Origin of the sequence: Streptomyces sp. NPDC002698, from assembly GCF_042888945.1 — a bacterium.
Classification (GTDB): Bacteria; Actinomycetota; Actinomycetes; order Streptomycetales; family Streptomycetaceae; genus Streptomyces.
Genome location: NZ_JBIAQM010000028.1, coordinates 1 through 13,809, shown reverse-complemented (window position 1 = coordinate 13,809; position 13,809 = coordinate 1). Strand labels below are relative to the sequence as shown.

Below are 13,809 nucleotides of genomic sequence, written 5' to 3'. Positions count from 1 at the left end.
GCCGTGGTCCTGGTCGTCCGGTGGGGTGCCGCGCTCCGGCGCCCCCGGGAGGAGAACGCGGGAGGACCTGATCAGTGCAGCGTCTCGGACGTCACCAAGGAGAAGTACGCCCCGAAGGCCTCGGTCAGCCCGGCGAGGAGTTCCTTCCCCTTCTCGGCGCCTGCCATCGAGGGACGGCCGATGACCCCGGACTCGGTATAACCCGACATGCCGAGAGTGAGCAGATGCCGACGGTCGTCGGCCACGAAATCGGAGGTCTCATAACCGTCTTTGACGCATTCCGGATGGGCGTGCAGGAGAATGGACGTCTCGATTTCTCCCGCGTGCATATCCGTGAGCAACGACGTCTGCACACCGGCCCGTTCACACGCGCCTTCCCAGTCCTCCATGGCGGGGAAAAGCGCCATGCGTGTACCGGTGCCCGCGGATTCCTGGACCACATTGCCCAGAACGTAATTCCCACCGTGCCCGTTGACCACGACCAGGGTGTCGACGCCCGATCGCCGCAACGAGGCGGCGATGTCCCGGACGACGGCGTACAGCGTGACGGCGGAAATGCTGACCGTACCGGGCCAGGCCGCGTGCTCGTGCGAGCACGAGATCGTCACCGGAGGAAGAAGATGCACCGGATAGGCGGCCGCGATCTCCCGCGCGATGGCGCACGCCACCAGTGTGTCGGTCGTCAGGGGCAGGTAGGCGCCGTGCTGTTCGAGGCTTCCGACGGGAAGGACGGCGACCTGGCGGGCGACACCGGCCCCCCGCTCGCGGACATCCTCCGTGGTGTCCAGTGACAGCACACCGGACTCCATCACGCGCGTTCCCGAACTACTCATCTTTCACGGCCCTTTCGACTCTGCTTAGGAACCAGATCATGACAGATAACTTTGGCGTACTCGGCGGGAATGCCCACCTCACAGGTGTCGAACGAGTCGTGATTGCCCCGCTGCCCACCGTGTACGGCGATTTCCACGCCGTCGGCTACCTCGACCACGACCGCGGCGAGGAACAAGTCGTCCTCGTGTACGGCGACTTGGACACCCTGGGAAAGGGTGACGTCCTGACCCGGCTGCATTCCGAATGCCTCACCGGCGACTCCTTCGGATCGCAGCACTGCGAGTGCGGCCCCCAGCTCATCGCCTCGCTGCAGGCCATCGCTGCCGAGGGCCGCGGCGTCCTCGTCTACCTGCGCGGGCACGAGGGCCGGGGCATCGGCCTGCTCGCCAAGCTCAAGGCGATGAAGCTCCAGGCGGAGGGGCTCGACACCGTCGAGGCGAACGTCGCCCTCGGCCTGCCGGTGGACGCCCGCGACTACCGGGTGGCGGCGGAGATGCTGCACGACCTCGGCGTGCGGTCCGTGCGGCTCCTGTCGAACAACCCGCGCAAGCGTGAGTCGCTGCTGCGCCACGGCATCAAGGTCGCCGAGCAGGTGCCGCTCCTGATACCGCCGTGCGAGGACAACCTCACCTACCTGCTGACCAAGCGGGAACGCCTCGACCACTACCTGCCCCACCTGGACGGCGAGGAGTGGGCCAAGGCGATCTTCGCCGGGTCGGCGAAGACGGTCGTCACCGAGGAATGACCGTGGAGGCCGGCGGAAGCGGGACGACGGAAGAGGAATGACGGAAGACGGGCGTGCGGTTCCGGGGCTGTCCTGATCAGGGCCCCGGACCGCCCCGCCCTCGTATGATCACCGCGCACCCGAGGGCACCCGACGGAACCGGACGCCCCCACGGCGACGGCAGGGGCCTCGCGCTCGCCCATCCGTTGACCGCGCAGGGCGGCGGAGCCGGATCGCCAGGCCTACCGCACCGCCCGGCTTACCGCACCGCCTCGTGCACCAGCCGCTTGAGGTCGGGGAAGACCGAGTGCGAGCCCTTCGGGCGCAGTTGGCTCAGGAACTGCACGGTCAGGTCGCGCCGCGGGTCGACCCAGAAGGTCGTGGTGGCCACTCCGCTCCAGCCGAACGCGCCCTCGGCGGCAGGCGCCCGGGTGACGGCCGGGTCCACCACGACCGAGAGGCCCAGGCCGAAGCCGAGGCCGGCGTTGCCGGGTTCCTGGTGGACCGGGCTGCCGAAGGAGCGCCGGTCGGCGTTGCCGGGCAGCTGGTTGGCCGCCATCAGGTCCACGGTCCCGGGGCGCAGCAGACGGGTTCCGTCGAGTTCGCCGCGGCGCCGGAGCATCTCCATGAAGCGGTGGTAGTCGTGGGCCGTGGCGACCATCCCCCCGCTGCCGGACAGGAAGCGGGGCCGGCCGCGCAGTGGGAGACCGGCGATCGGGGTGAGTTCTCCGTCGTCGTCCTCGCCGTACAACTCGGCCAGTCTGCCGGCCTGTTCGTCCGTGACCTGGAAGCCGGCGTCGGTCATCCCGAGCGGCCCGAGGACGCGCCGGTGGAGGAAGACGTCGAGGTCCTGGCCGGACACCACCTCGATGACACGGCCGAGGACATTGGTGGCCACCGAGTAGTTCCACTGTGTGCCCGGCTCGAACTGGAGCGGCAGCCCGGCGTACACCTCGCAGGTCCCGGCCAGGTCGGTGTCCGGAGCCACCGAGGACTCCACACCCGCGTCGCGGTAGAGCCCGTCGACGGGGTGCGCGTGATAGAAGCCGAAGGTCAGGCCCGCGGTGTGGGTGAGCAGGTGGCGGATCAGGACGGGCTGTCGGGCGGGCCGGGTCGTCGTGTCCGGTCCGGACCCGCCGACGTACACCCGTGGTTCGGCGAAGGCGGGAAGGAAGTCGGACACCGGGTCGTCGAGTCCGAGGCGGCCCTCTTCGAGCAGCATGAGCGCCGCGACCGAGGTGACCGGCTTGGTCATGGAGTAGATCCGCCACAAGGTGTCGCTCTCCACCGGGAGTTCCGCCGCACGGTCGCGCCGGCCGTACGTGGTGAGGTGGGCGACCTGCCCGTGCCGGGAGACGGCGACCAGGAAACCGGGGAGCCTGCCGTCGTCGACCAGAGCGGCGAAGTGCCGGTCGAGCCGGTCCAGCGCCTCGGGGTCGAGGCCGACGGATCCCGGCTCGACTTCCTGTCGCAGATGTCCCATGGTTCTCCTTCGGACCGCGGCTCGTGTTCCTCATCGTCCCAAACGGGCCGGTGACGCGTCGCGCGGGCCTGCCCGGACGGCCCCCACGGTGTCCTTGTGCCCCGGAAGCCTCAGGGCGAGCAGGGTTCCCGCCGCGGAGAACAGCGCGAGCGCGGTCAGCGGGGGGCCGACGGCGCCGGGCGTCAGAGACATCAGCGTGGCCGCCACCGCGATCCCCAGCGTGGGTCCGATGTTCATCGCCGTCTGCTGCAGTCCGCCCGCCACACCGGCCGACGCCGCGGGGGCGTGCCGCACGGCGACCGCCGTCGTCGTCACCATCACCGTCACGAAACCGGCACCCAGCAGCAGGAAGCCGCAGGCGACGGGCAGGGCGGTGGACGCCGGTCCGAGCCGGCCCAGGAGCAGGACGCCGAACGTGAGGACGAGCGTTCCGGCCACGGCGGTCCGCCGCGGGCCGGTCCTGCGCATGAGGACGGCGGCGAGGGGAGCCCCGAGCACCATCATCACTCCGGCGGGCAGCGCCCGCAGGCCGGTCTCCTGCGGGTCGAGACCCAGGGTGCGCTGGAGGAAGTAGCTGGCGGTGAACAGGGTGCCGAGCAGCGCGGCGGACACGGCCACCAGGGTGCCGAGCGCCGCGCCGATGGTCGCCGAGCCGAGGATCTCCGGCGGCACCAAGGGGTTCGCGGCCCGGCGCTGCCGGCGTACGAACGCGGTGCCGGCGGCGGCCACCAGGGCCGCTCCGGCCACCCTCGCCGCCGTCCAGCCGGTTTCGGGTACGGCGACCAGGGTGTGCACCAGGGCGACCAGGGCGACGGTGAGCAGACAGGCTCCCGGCACGTCGAGGCCCTCGGCCGCCGGCGGGCGGACCGTTCTCCTCCCCGGGTCGGCGGGCGCCCGGACAAGGAGCGCGGCCGCGCCCATCGCCAGCGCGGGCGGCACGTTGAGGAAGAAGACGGACCGCCATCCGAAGTGGCCGACCAGCGCGCCGCCGAGCAGCGGACCCGCGGCCGCGGCGATCCCGATGGCGCTCGCCCGCAGCGCGATGGGCGTCCCGAGCCGGTCGGGCGGGTACGCGGCGCGCAGCATGCCGAGCGTGGCCGGTTGCAGCAGCGCGCCGAAGACGCCCTGGGCGACCCGCAGCGCGATCACCCAGCCGATCCCGGGCGCGAGGCCGATTCCGGCGGACGCCGCCCCGAAGCCCAGGATGCCGAGGGCGAAGATCCGCTGGTGTCCGTAGCGGTCGCCGAGGCGTCCCGCGAACACCAGCAGGCCCGCCACCGCGATGAGATACCCGGTGCTGGTCCACTGGACCTGTGCGAACGAGGCGTGCAGGTCGCCCTGGAGCGCGGGCTGCGCGACGGTGAGGACCGTGCCGTCGAGGGCGACGATCACGGCGCCGACGACGCTGCTCGCGAGGGTGATCCGGCGGTGTGCCGCCCCTGGAGGGGCGGGGCGCGCGGCCGCCGTGGGGGTGACGCTGTCGGAGCCGGGGGCTGTCATCGTTCCTCCGGGCCGAGGTGCGCGTCGAGCGCCGCGTTCAGCAGGGGGGTGCAGTCGTCGGCGTCCGTGGTGAGCTTCAGGCTTCCCCAGCCCCACAGTTGGGCGATGCCGTGCAGGTTCGCCCACAGGGCGCCGGCGACGATCCGGGCGTCCGCCTGCGGACGCACCCGGCCGACGAGTTCCACCAGTGTCCCGAACAGCGGCAGACTGGTCTCCCGGAGCCCCAACCGGTTGCTCTCCAGCAGGTCGTGACGGAACATCAGCTCGTACATGCCGCGCTGGGTCAGCGCGAAGTCCAGGTACACCTTCGCGAGGGCGGTCAGCCGGGCCCGGGGGTCGCTCTCGCCGTCGCCGGCCGTGTGCGCCGCGCGGTGCTGGAGGTCGGCGAAGCCGCGGCGCGCGATGGCGGACAGCAGCTCCAGATGGGTCGGGAAGTAGCGGCGCGGGGCGCCGTGCGAGACCCCCGCCCTGCGGGCGATCTCCCGCAGGGTCAGCGCCTGCGCTCCCTCCGCGGTCACGAGATCGACCCCGACGTCGATCAGGCGCGTCCGCAGTCCGGTGGTGGGTTCCGGCTCGTTCATGGACACTGTCTACCAGACGGGAGTAGACACTGTCTACGCGCCTGACCGCAGGGTGGGGTGAGAGGGGGCGGGGGAGGGCCGCCGGCCCGGAATGACGTACCGGATCCGGAGCGTTGACCCTGATATGACTGAGGAAGCGACCAAGAGCGCGACGCCGGACACGGCGCAGGACGCACTGCTGAAGCTGCTCTCCGCGTACAAGGGCGGGGTGCTCGTCACCCTCAAGAAGGATGGCCGGCCCCAGCTGTCGAACGTCAGCCACGTGTACTACCCCGAGGAGGGGGTCATCCGCGTGTCGCTCACCGACGACCGCGCCAAGACCCGCAATCTGCGCCGGGACCCGAGGGCCTCGTACCACGTGACCAGCGCGGACCGGTGGGCCTACACGGTCGTCGAGGGCACGGCCGAGCTGACGCCCGTCGCCGGGGATCCGCACGACGAGACCGTGGAGGAGCTGATCAGGGTCTACCGGGACGTCCTCGGTGAACACCCCGACTGGGACGACTACCGCGCGGCCATGGTCCGCGACGGCCGGCTGGTGCTGCGGCTGCACGTGGAGCGGGCGTACGGGATCCCCGCACGCTGACACCCGCTGTCCGGGCGGGCGGGTGACCGCGGTCCGGGCGTGCCCGGGTCCCCGAGCGGATCTGCGCGTCGGGGACCCGGGCTTGTCGTTCGGATCATGCGGCGGGACTCGGGACTCGGGACTCGGGGCCCGGGACTCGGGACGCGGGACGCGGGCGTCCGGGTCAGGCGGTCACGGTCTCGCGGTGCACCGTGTCGCCCGCGCCGCGCAGGCCGAGCCGCTCGGTCGGCACCTCGTGGGTCTCGCGGGCGGTGAGCACGGCGAGCACCGGCGGCACGCACAGCGCCGCGGTGAACAGCGCGACCGAGGACCAGTCGTCGCCGTCGGGACCGGCGATCTGCGCGGCGAAGGTGACGGCGAACCCGGCCACGGCGAAGCCGATCTGGGTGCCTATCGCCGTGCCGGAGAGCCGGACGCGCGTGGAGAACATCTCTCCGTAGAAGGAGGGCCAGACACCGTTCGCGGCGCTGTAGACGACGCCGAAGGCGAGGATGCCGAAGAGCAGGACCAGGGGGTAGGAGCCGGTGGAGATGGCCCACAGGTAGGCGAACATCAGGCCCGCGCTGCCCGCGGCGCCGATCAGGTACACCGGGCGGCGGCCGATGCGGTCGGAGAGCATGGCCCAGGCGGGAATCGCGCCGAGGGCCACCAGGTTGGCCAGCGCGCCGACCCACAGCATCTGCGTGCGGGAGAGGCCGACCGCGTCACTGGTGCCGTAGGCCAGCGCCCACACCGTGAAGATCGTGCTGACCGAGGCGATGAGCGCACCCGCGACCACGCGCAGCACGTCCGCCCAGTGCTCGCGGAACAGCACGGCGAGGGGCAGTCCGGCGACTCCTTCGGTCTCCGCCTGCCGGGTGAAGGCCGGAGTCTCCTGGAGGGTGCGGCGGATGACATAGCCGACCACGGCGACGGCGACGCTCGCCCAGAAGGGCACGCGCCAGCCCCAGGAGAGCAGTTGGTCCTCGGGCATCGTGGCGACCGCCAGGAAGACCAGGGTCGCGATGAGCTGGCCGCCCTGGGTGCCGCTGAGGGTGAAACTGGTGAAGAAGCCACGCCGTTTTGGAGGCGCGTGCTCCAGCGTCATCGAGTTGGCTCCGGCCTGTTCGCCGGCCGCGGAGATGCCCTGGAGGACGCGGCACAGGACGAGCAGGACCGGGGCGATGCCGCCCACCTGGGCGCGGGTCGGCAGACAGCCGATGAGGAACGTCGACAGTCCCATGAGGATCAGCGTGAAGACCATGATCTTCTTGCGGCCGAGCCGGTCGCCGAAGTGGCCGAGGAAGAGAGCGCCGACCGGGCGGGCCGCGTAGGCGACGCCGAAGGTGGCGAGCGACTGGAGGGTCGCGGTGGCCGGGTCGGACTCGTCGAAGAAGACCTTCGGGAAGATGAGGGCCGCGGCGCTGCCGTAGATGAAGAAGTCGTAGTACTCCAGGGCGCTGCCGATCCAGGCGGCCATGGCGGCCTTTTTGGGCTGGCCGGGTGGCGCGTCGAGCGGGGCTGCGGGTTCGGACACGGCTTGCTCCTTCGGGTGACTCCGGGGACGGGAGTGCGGCGGGGCACGGGGTGCGGGGCCGGCGCCGTGGCCCCGAGGGGCGGGCCGTGGCACCACCGCCGTACCGGAGGGAGCCCGGACGGCGGTGCGACGGTGGCCGGTCCCTGGCCCCGTGGTTAATTAACCCACTGGATAGTTAGTAGCGGATGGCTACGGATGGTGCGCCCAGGTCACCCGGGTGTCAAGGGGTCGCGCCGAAGGACGTTCCCGCGCTCAGTCCGCCGCGCGGTCCGCGGTCAGATAGGCGATGACCATGTCGCCGAGCATCGAGCGGTAGTGCTCCCGCTGGTCGGGGGCGGTCAGGTCGCGGCCGAACAGGGCGCCGAACGTATGCCGGTTGGAGACGCGGAAGAAGCAGAAGGCGCTGATCATCGCGTGCAGGTCCACGGCGTCGACGTCGGCGGTGAACAGGCCCGACTTCCTCCCGGTCGCCAGGATCCGGCGGATCACGTCGAGCGCGGGCGAGCCGATCCTGCCCAGCGCCTCGGAGTCCGCGATGTGTTCGGCCTCGTGGATGTTCTCGATGCTCACCAGGCGGATGAAGTCGGGGTGCGCCTCATGGTGGTCGAAGGTCAGCTCGGCGAGCCGGCGGATGGCCGCGACCGGGTCCAGGTGCTCGACGTCCAGCTCCTGTTCGGCCTGCCGGATCACCGAGTAGGCGCGCTCCAGGACCGCCGTGAAGAGCTGCTCCTTGCCGCCGAAGTAGTAGTAGATCATCCGCTTCGTGGTGCTGGTGCGGGCGGCGATCTCGTCGACCCGGGCGCCCGCGAAACCGGCGCGGGAGAACTCCTGGGTCGCCACGTCGAGAATCTCGGCCTTGGTGCGGGCGGCGTCGCGGATGCGCCCGCCGGGTCGTGCCGGTTCTTCGACGCTGGTCATCGGGTTCCTTCGGGCGAGACGGTCGGTGTCCGCGATTCTAGAAGCAGGGCGGGCCCGGGGGAGATCGCGAGACGTCCTCGCGTGCCTTCACCGGGGCGGCCCTTCCCTTCGGGGAGGCGGCTTGATATGACTAACGAACCAGTTCGTACATTAGTGACGGCCGATCGGTCACCGCTCGCCCGCCGACTCCACGCCTCCGGAGGCCCGCCGTGTCCCAGACCTCGTACCTCGTCGGCCTCATCGGCTCCGGAATCGGTCCCTCCCTCAGCCCCGCCCTGCACCAGCGGGAGGCCGACCGGCAGGGGCTGCGCTGTCTGTACCGGCTGATCGACATCGACACCCTCGGCGTTCCGCCGGAGGCCGTCGGCGATCTCGTACGGGCCGCACGCGACGTCGGCTTCGACGGGCTGAACATCACCCACCCCTGCAAACAGCTCGTCATCCCGCATCTCGACGATCTCGCTCCGCAGGCCGCCGCACTCGGCGCGGTCAACACCGTCGTCTTCGAGGACGGCCGCGCGACGGGACACAACACGGACGTCACCGGTTTCGCGGCCTCCTTCGCGCGCGGACTGCCCGACGTCCCTCTGGAACGGGTCGTCCAGCTCGGCGCGGGCGGCGCGGGGGCGGCCGTCGCCCACGCCGTGCTCACCCTGGGCGCGGGACACGTCACCGTCGTCGACGCCGTGCCCGACCGCGCCGCCTCCCTCGCCGCCGCGCTGAACGGCCACTTCGGCGAGGGCCGGGCCGCCGCGGCGGCACCGGACACACTCGCGCCCCTGCTCGCCGGCGCCGACGGCGTCGTGCACGCCACCCCCACCGGCATGGCCGCGCACCCGGGCCTCCCCTTCCCCGCCGCGCTGCTGCGCCCCGGCCTGTGGGTGGCCGAAGTGGTCTACCGGCCGCTGGAGACCGAACTGCTGCGCACCGCCCGCGCGGCCGGCTGCGCCACGCTCGACGGCGGCGGGATGGCCGCCTTCCAGGCCGCGGACGCCTTCCGGCTGTTCACGGGGCGCGAGCCCGGCACGGCACGGATGCTCGCGGACATCGCCGAGCTGGCCGGTGCCGCGGGCGCCCGGAACTGAGGGCGTCGCGCGGGAAGGCCCTGGGACCTGTCCGACCGGACACGTCCTGGACGAACAGACCGAAGGAGCAACGCCATGCGTACGTCCATCGCCACCGTGTCCCTCAGCGGCTCCCTGACCGAGAAGCTCACCGCCGCCGCCCGGGCGGGCTTCGACGGAGTGGAGATCTTCGAGAACGACCTGCTCGCCAGCCCCCTCACCCCCGAGGAGATCCGGGCCCGCACCGCCGACCTCGGCCTGCGCATCGACCTCTACCAGCCGATGCGCGACATCGAGGCCGTCGCGGAGGAGGAGTTCACCCGCTCTCTGCGCCGGGCACGCCACAAGTTCGAGCTCATGCGCCGCCTCGGTGCCGGCACCGTGCTGGTGTGCTCCAGCGTCTCGCCGCACGCCGTGGACGACGACGCGCTCGCGGCGGAGCAACTGCGCCGGCTGGCCGTCCTCGCCGAGGACTTCGGCGTCAAGGTCGCGTACGAGGCGCTCGCCTGGGGCCGGCACGTGAGCACGTACGACCACGCCTGGAACATCGTCGAGGCGGCCGGGCACCCCGCTCTCGGCACCTGTCTGGACAGCTTCCACATCCTCGCCCGCGGATCGGACCCCAAGGGGATCGAGGACATCCCCGGGGACAAGATCTTCTTCCTGCAGCTGGCCGACGCGCCGCTGATGGCGATGGACGTGCTCCAGTGGAGCCGTCACTACCGCTGCTTTCCCGGCCAGGGCGGCTTCGACCTCGCGGGACTGCTCGCCCACGTCCTGCGCGCCGGTTACGACGGGCCCCTGTCCCTCGAGGTCTTCAACGACGTCTTCCGGCAGGCCGAGGCCGGTCCGACCGCCGTCGACGCCCGCCGTTCCCTGCTCGTCCTCCAGGAGACGGTACGGCCTCTGCTGCGCGAGGCGGCCGGGCTCGCGGCACCGCCCGCTCCCGTCGTGCCGACCGGCGTCGCCTTCGCCGAACTCGTCACACCCGATGTCGTCCCCGTCGCCACCCTCCTCGGCGCCCTCGGTTTCGCCCGTACGTCCCGCCACCGCAGCAAGCCCGTCGACCTCTGGGAACAGGGCGAGGCCCGCGTCCTGGTCAACACCGGACCGGCCGCCCGGCACGGCGGCACCGCTCTCGCCGCGATCGGCCTGGAGTCGCCCGACCCCGCCGCCGCGGCCCGGCGCGCCGAATCCCTCCTCGCTCCCGTCCTGCCGCGCCGCCGCGCCCTGGAGGACGCGCCCCTCGACGCGGTCGCCGCACCCGACGGCACCGAACTCTTCTTCTGCGCCTCTCCCCGGCCCGCGGCGCCGCCGGAGGGCGGAACTTCCCCCGCCCGCGGCGAACTCCCGGTCTGGACGGACGACTTCGAGCCCGTGGAACGGGTGCCCCACGACGAACCCGCCGAGGGGGAACCGGCCGCCTCGCGGGTGACCCGGATCGACCACCTGGCGCTCACCCAGCCCTGGCACCAGTTCGACGAGGCCGCCCTGTTCCACCGCGCCGTCCTCGGACTGGGCGCCCAGGAGAGCGTCGACGTCGCCGACCCCTACGGACTGCACCGCAGCCGCGCGGTCACCAACGGCGACGGAAGCGTCCGGATAGCCCTCGGCGTCGGCCCCGCGCCCACGGACGACGCCGCCCGCCCCCAGCACATCGCCCTCGCCACCCGTGACGTGATCCAGGCCGCCCGGCGCTTTCGCGTGGCCGGCGGCCTGCTGCTGGCGGTACCCGCCAACTACTACGACGACCTGGCCGCCCGGTACGGGCTCGGCGACGAGGAACTGGCGGTGTACCGCGAGCTCGGCATTCTCTACGACCGCGACGGGGAAGGGGAGTTCCGGCACTGCTACACGCGGACCGTCGGCCGTGTCTTCTTCGAACTCGTCCAGCGGGACGGCGGATACCGGGGGTACGGAGCGCAGAACGCCCCGGTGCGCCTCGCCGCGCAGCGCGCGGAGGGGCGGCCGGGGCGCTGAGCCGACCGGGCCCGAGGGCGGGTGTCCTACAGGTCGAACTCGTGCGGCGGCAGGTCCAGCGTGAAGCACGCCTCACGCACGACGGCCTGCTCGGTCTTGTCGAAGTCGCCGTCGGCGCCGCCGATGACGATGCCGATCTGGATGACCGCGCGCGCCTCGGCGGGCTTCTTCTTCGCCTTGGCGATCTCCTGGAGAACACTGACCTTGCCGAAGGCGAAGTCGACCGTCAGCTTGCTCAGGTTGTCGTCGAAACGGCGCTGCAGGTCCGTGGCGTCGAAGTTCTGGAGGACCTCGTTCGTGGCGATGAGCTGGGCCACGCGCTGCCGCTCGGACGGGTCGATCGTGCCGTCCGCCGCCGCGACCAGGGCGCACATCGCCATGCTCGCGTCGCGGAAGGCGCCGCTCTTGAGATCGTTCTTCTTCGCCACGAGCTGGGTCTGCATCGTCGACGCGGACTCTTTGATGCGGTCCCACAGGGCCATGAGAACTCCACAGGTGGTCAAGAGCCCGGTCCGCCCGAGCGGGCGGACCGGAGGACTCTTCGGTTTCTACAGCGGCACCGTGGAAACTAGTGGACCGTGACGGAAGTTCCCGGTTGATTCCAGGCGGCGATCACGGGACCGCCGTGCTCGGTGGAGAGCCTGCTGACGGTCCCGGTCGAGAGCTGGAACAGCCGCCCCGACTCGGGCGGCAGCCCCAGCCGTCGCGCCGTGAGCACCCGCAGGAAGTGCGCGTGCGCCACCAGCACCACGTCACCGGGGTGGTCGCAGAGCGCGGCGTCCACCCGGGAGAGCACCCGGTCGGCTCGCACGCCCACCTCGCGAGGTGATTCGCCGGGGTGGCCGTCCGGGCCGGGCGGCACCCCGTCGTCCCACAGCACCCAGCCGGGCCGGGCCCGGTGGATGGCGATGGTGGTGATCCCCTCGTAGCCGCCGTAGTCCCACTCGTGCAGATCGGGGTCGGTCCGCGCGCCGGACAGCCCCGCGAGCTCGGCCGTCCGGACCGCGCGGCCGAGGGGACTGGTGAGGACCTGGGCGAAGGACCGCCCGGCGAAGAACGGCGCGAGCGACTCGGCCTGCTCCTCACCGTGCGTGGTGAGCGGAAGATCGGTCCAGCTCGTGTGCTGTCCCGTCAGCGTCCACTCGGTCTCTCCGTGGCGGACCAGGATGAGATCGCCCATGGTCCTTGCCTACTTCGCCGACTCGACGGCGTGGCCGCCGAACTGGTTGCGCAGCGCCGCGATCATCTTCATCTGCGGCGAGTCGTCCTGGCGGGACGCGAAGCGGGCGAAGAGGGACGCCGTGATGGCGGGCAGCGGAACGGCGTTGTCGATGGCCGCCTCGACGGTCCAGCGGCCCTCGCCCGAGTCCTCCGCGTGGCCGCGCAGCTTGTCCAGGTGCTCGTCGCCGTCCAGGGCGTTGACCGCGAGGTCGAGCAGCCAGGAACGGATGACCGTGCCCTCCTGCCAGGAGCGGAACACCTCCCGTACGTCGGTGACCGAGTCGACCTTCTCCAGGAGCTCCCAGCCCTCGGCGTACGCCTGCATCATGGCGTACTCGATGCCGTTGTGGACCATCTTGGAGAAGTGGCCCGCGCCCACCCTGCCGGCGTGCACGAAGCCGAAGTCGCCCTCCGGCTTGAGCGCGTCGAAGACCGGCCGCACCTTCTCGATGTTCTCGGCGTCGCCGCCGACCATCAGCGCGTAGCCGTTCTCCAGGCCCCACACTCCGCCCGAGACGCCGGCGTCGACGAAGCCGATGCCCTTGGCCGCCAGCTCCCCGGCGTGCTTCTCGTCGTCCGTCCAGCGGGAGTTGCCGCCGTCCACGACCGTGTCGCCGGCCTCCAGCAGGTCACCGAGTTCGTCGATGACGGTCTGGGTGGGGGCGCCGGCCGGCACCATCACCCAGACCACGCGCGGGCCTTCGAGGCTGCCCACGAGTTCGGCGAGGCTGTGCACGTCGGCGAGGTCCGGATTACGGTCGTAGCCGACGACGGTGTGGCCGGCGCGGCGTATCCGCTCGCGCATGTTGCCGCCCATCTTGCCGAGACCGATGAGTCCGAGCTGCATGTCAGTTCTCTACTTTCGGAGGTTGCGGTAAGCGGCCACGAGAGCGGCCGTGGAGGGGTCGAGACCGGGTACGTCGGCGCCTTCGGTGAGGGCGGGTTCGACGCGCTTGGCGAGCACCTTGCCGAGTTCGACGCCCCACTGGTCGAAGGAGTCGATGTTCCAGATCGCGCCCTGGACGAACACCTTGTGCTCGTAGAGGGCGATCAGCTGGCCCAGGACCGAGGGGGTCAGTTCGGCGGCGAGGATCGTGGTCGTGGGGTGGTTGCCCTCGAACGTCTTGTGCGGCACCAGTTCCTCGGGCACGCCCTCGGCGCGGACCTCGTCCGGCGTCTTCCCGAACGCCAGCGCCTGCGTCTGCGCGAAGAAATTCGCCATCAACAGGTCGTGCTGGGCCGCGAGTTCGTCGCTCAGTTCACCGACCGGGTTGGCGAAGCCGATGAAGTCGGCGGGGATCAGCTTCGTGCCCTGGTGGATCAACTGGTAGTAGGCGTGCTGGCCGTTGGTGCCGGGCGTGCCCCACACCACCGGTCCGGTCTGCCACTCCACCGGGTTGCC

At 71.5% G+C, this 13,809-nt stretch carries 13 protein-coding genes and 1 pseudogene; 4 read left to right on the top strand and 10 right to left on the bottom strand.

Annotated elements, in window-relative coordinates; translation table 11 throughout:
- Positions 1-71: 71 nt before the first annotated feature.
- On the bottom strand, positions 72-833 hold the full coding sequence (locus ACFYW9_RS30175) for a creatininase family protein (protein ID WP_387300717.1): 762 nt from the start codon (positions 831-833) through the stop codon (positions 72-74).
- A 38-nt stretch (positions 834-871) separates the two neighbouring features.
- On the opposite strand from ACFYW9_RS30175, the gene ribA reads away from it, so the two are divergent.
- Positions 872-1,579 (top strand): GTP cyclohydrolase II, encoded by a 708-nt coding sequence (ribA, locus tag ACFYW9_RS30170; RefSeq protein ID WP_351862347.1) that lies wholly within the window; start codon positions 872-874, stop codon positions 1,577-1,579.
- A 238-nt stretch (positions 1,580-1,817) separates the two neighbouring features.
- Here the strand turns inward: ribA and ACFYW9_RS30165 are convergent, their stop codons facing one another.
- Genes ACFYW9_RS30165 through ACFYW9_RS30155 form a run of 3 tightly spaced genes read right to left on the bottom strand, consistent with a single transcriptional unit; the run spans position 1,818 to position 5,122 of the window.
- Positions 1,818-3,041, bottom strand: a complete 1,224-nt coding sequence (locus ACFYW9_RS30165) for a serine hydrolase domain-containing protein (protein WP_389156837.1) — start codon at positions 3,039-3,041, stop codon at positions 1,818-1,820.
- A 30-nt stretch (positions 3,042-3,071) separates the two neighbouring features.
- Positions 3,072-4,541: an MFS transporter gene (locus ACFYW9_RS30160; protein WP_389156834.1), complete on the bottom strand. Its 1,470-nt coding sequence runs from the start codon at positions 4,539-4,541 to the stop codon at positions 3,072-3,074.
- Positions 4,538-5,122 (bottom strand): TetR/AcrR family transcriptional regulator, encoded by a 585-nt coding sequence (locus tag ACFYW9_RS30155; protein ID WP_389156831.1) that lies wholly within the window; start codon positions 5,120-5,122, stop codon positions 4,538-4,540. The genes ACFYW9_RS30160 and ACFYW9_RS30155 overlap by 4 nt, the downstream gene beginning before the upstream one ends.
- 124 nt (positions 5,123-5,246) lie before the next feature.
- Here ACFYW9_RS30155 and ACFYW9_RS30150 point away from each other — a divergent pair, with 124 nt between their 5' ends.
- On the top strand, positions 5,247-5,708 hold the full coding sequence (locus tag ACFYW9_RS30150; protein ID WP_389156828.1) for a PPOX class F420-dependent oxidoreductase: 462 nt from the start codon (positions 5,247-5,249) through the stop codon (positions 5,706-5,708).
- 163 nt (positions 5,709-5,871) lie between these two features.
- Here ACFYW9_RS30150 and ACFYW9_RS30145 read toward each other — a convergent pair whose 3' ends face one another.
- Both ACFYW9_RS30145 and ACFYW9_RS30140 read right to left on the bottom strand, forming a co-directional pair.
- Complete coding sequence (locus ACFYW9_RS30145; protein ID WP_389156825.1) at positions 5,872-7,224, bottom strand: MFS transporter; 1,353 nt, start codon at positions 7,222-7,224, stop codon at positions 5,872-5,874.
- 252 nt (positions 7,225-7,476) lie between these two features.
- Positions 7,477-8,142 (bottom strand): TetR family transcriptional regulator, encoded by a 666-nt coding sequence (locus ACFYW9_RS30140; RefSeq protein WP_328446205.1) that lies wholly within the window; start codon positions 8,140-8,142, stop codon positions 7,477-7,479.
- A 209-nt stretch (positions 8,143-8,351) separates the two neighbouring features.
- Here ACFYW9_RS30140 and ACFYW9_RS30135 point away from each other — a divergent pair, with 209 nt between their 5' ends.
- Both ACFYW9_RS30135 and ACFYW9_RS30130 read left to right on the top strand, forming a co-directional pair.
- A complete protein-coding gene (locus ACFYW9_RS30135; RefSeq protein ID WP_351862352.1) occupies positions 8,352-9,227 on the top strand; it encodes a shikimate dehydrogenase in 876 nt (291 codons plus the stop codon).
- A gap of 75 nt (positions 9,228-9,302) precedes the next feature.
- Positions 9,303-11,186, top strand: coding sequence for a bifunctional sugar phosphate isomerase/epimerase/4-hydroxyphenylpyruvate dioxygenase family protein (locus ACFYW9_RS30130; RefSeq protein ID WP_389156820.1), 1,884 nt, complete (start codon positions 9,303-9,305; stop codon positions 11,184-11,186).
- A gap of 26 nt (positions 11,187-11,212) precedes the next feature.
- Here the strand turns inward: ACFYW9_RS30130 and ACFYW9_RS30125 are convergent, their stop codons facing one another.
- The 4 genes and pseudogenes from ACFYW9_RS30125 to ACFYW9_RS30110 all read right to left on the bottom strand — a co-directional run.
- Complete coding sequence (locus ACFYW9_RS30125; protein ID WP_389156817.1) at positions 11,213-11,668, bottom strand: tellurite resistance TerB family protein; 456 nt, start codon at positions 11,666-11,668, stop codon at positions 11,213-11,215.
- An 86-nt stretch (positions 11,669-11,754) separates the two neighbouring features.
- Positions 11,755-12,366 carry a histidine phosphatase family protein gene (locus ACFYW9_RS30120; RefSeq protein WP_389156814.1) on the bottom strand — a complete coding sequence of 204 codons (612 nt, stop codon included), beginning with the start codon at positions 12,364-12,366 and terminating at the stop codon, positions 11,755-11,757.
- A 9-nt stretch (positions 12,367-12,375) separates the two neighbouring features.
- Complete coding sequence (gene gnd / locus ACFYW9_RS30115; RefSeq protein ID WP_389156809.1) at positions 12,376-13,254, bottom strand: phosphogluconate dehydrogenase (NAD(+)-dependent, decarboxylating); 879 nt, start codon at positions 13,252-13,254, stop codon at positions 12,376-12,378.
- Positions 13,255-13,263: 9 nt separating this feature from the next.
- A pseudogene (locus tag ACFYW9_RS30110) lies at positions 13,264-13,809 on the bottom strand (glucose-6-phosphate isomerase); the annotation flags it as partial.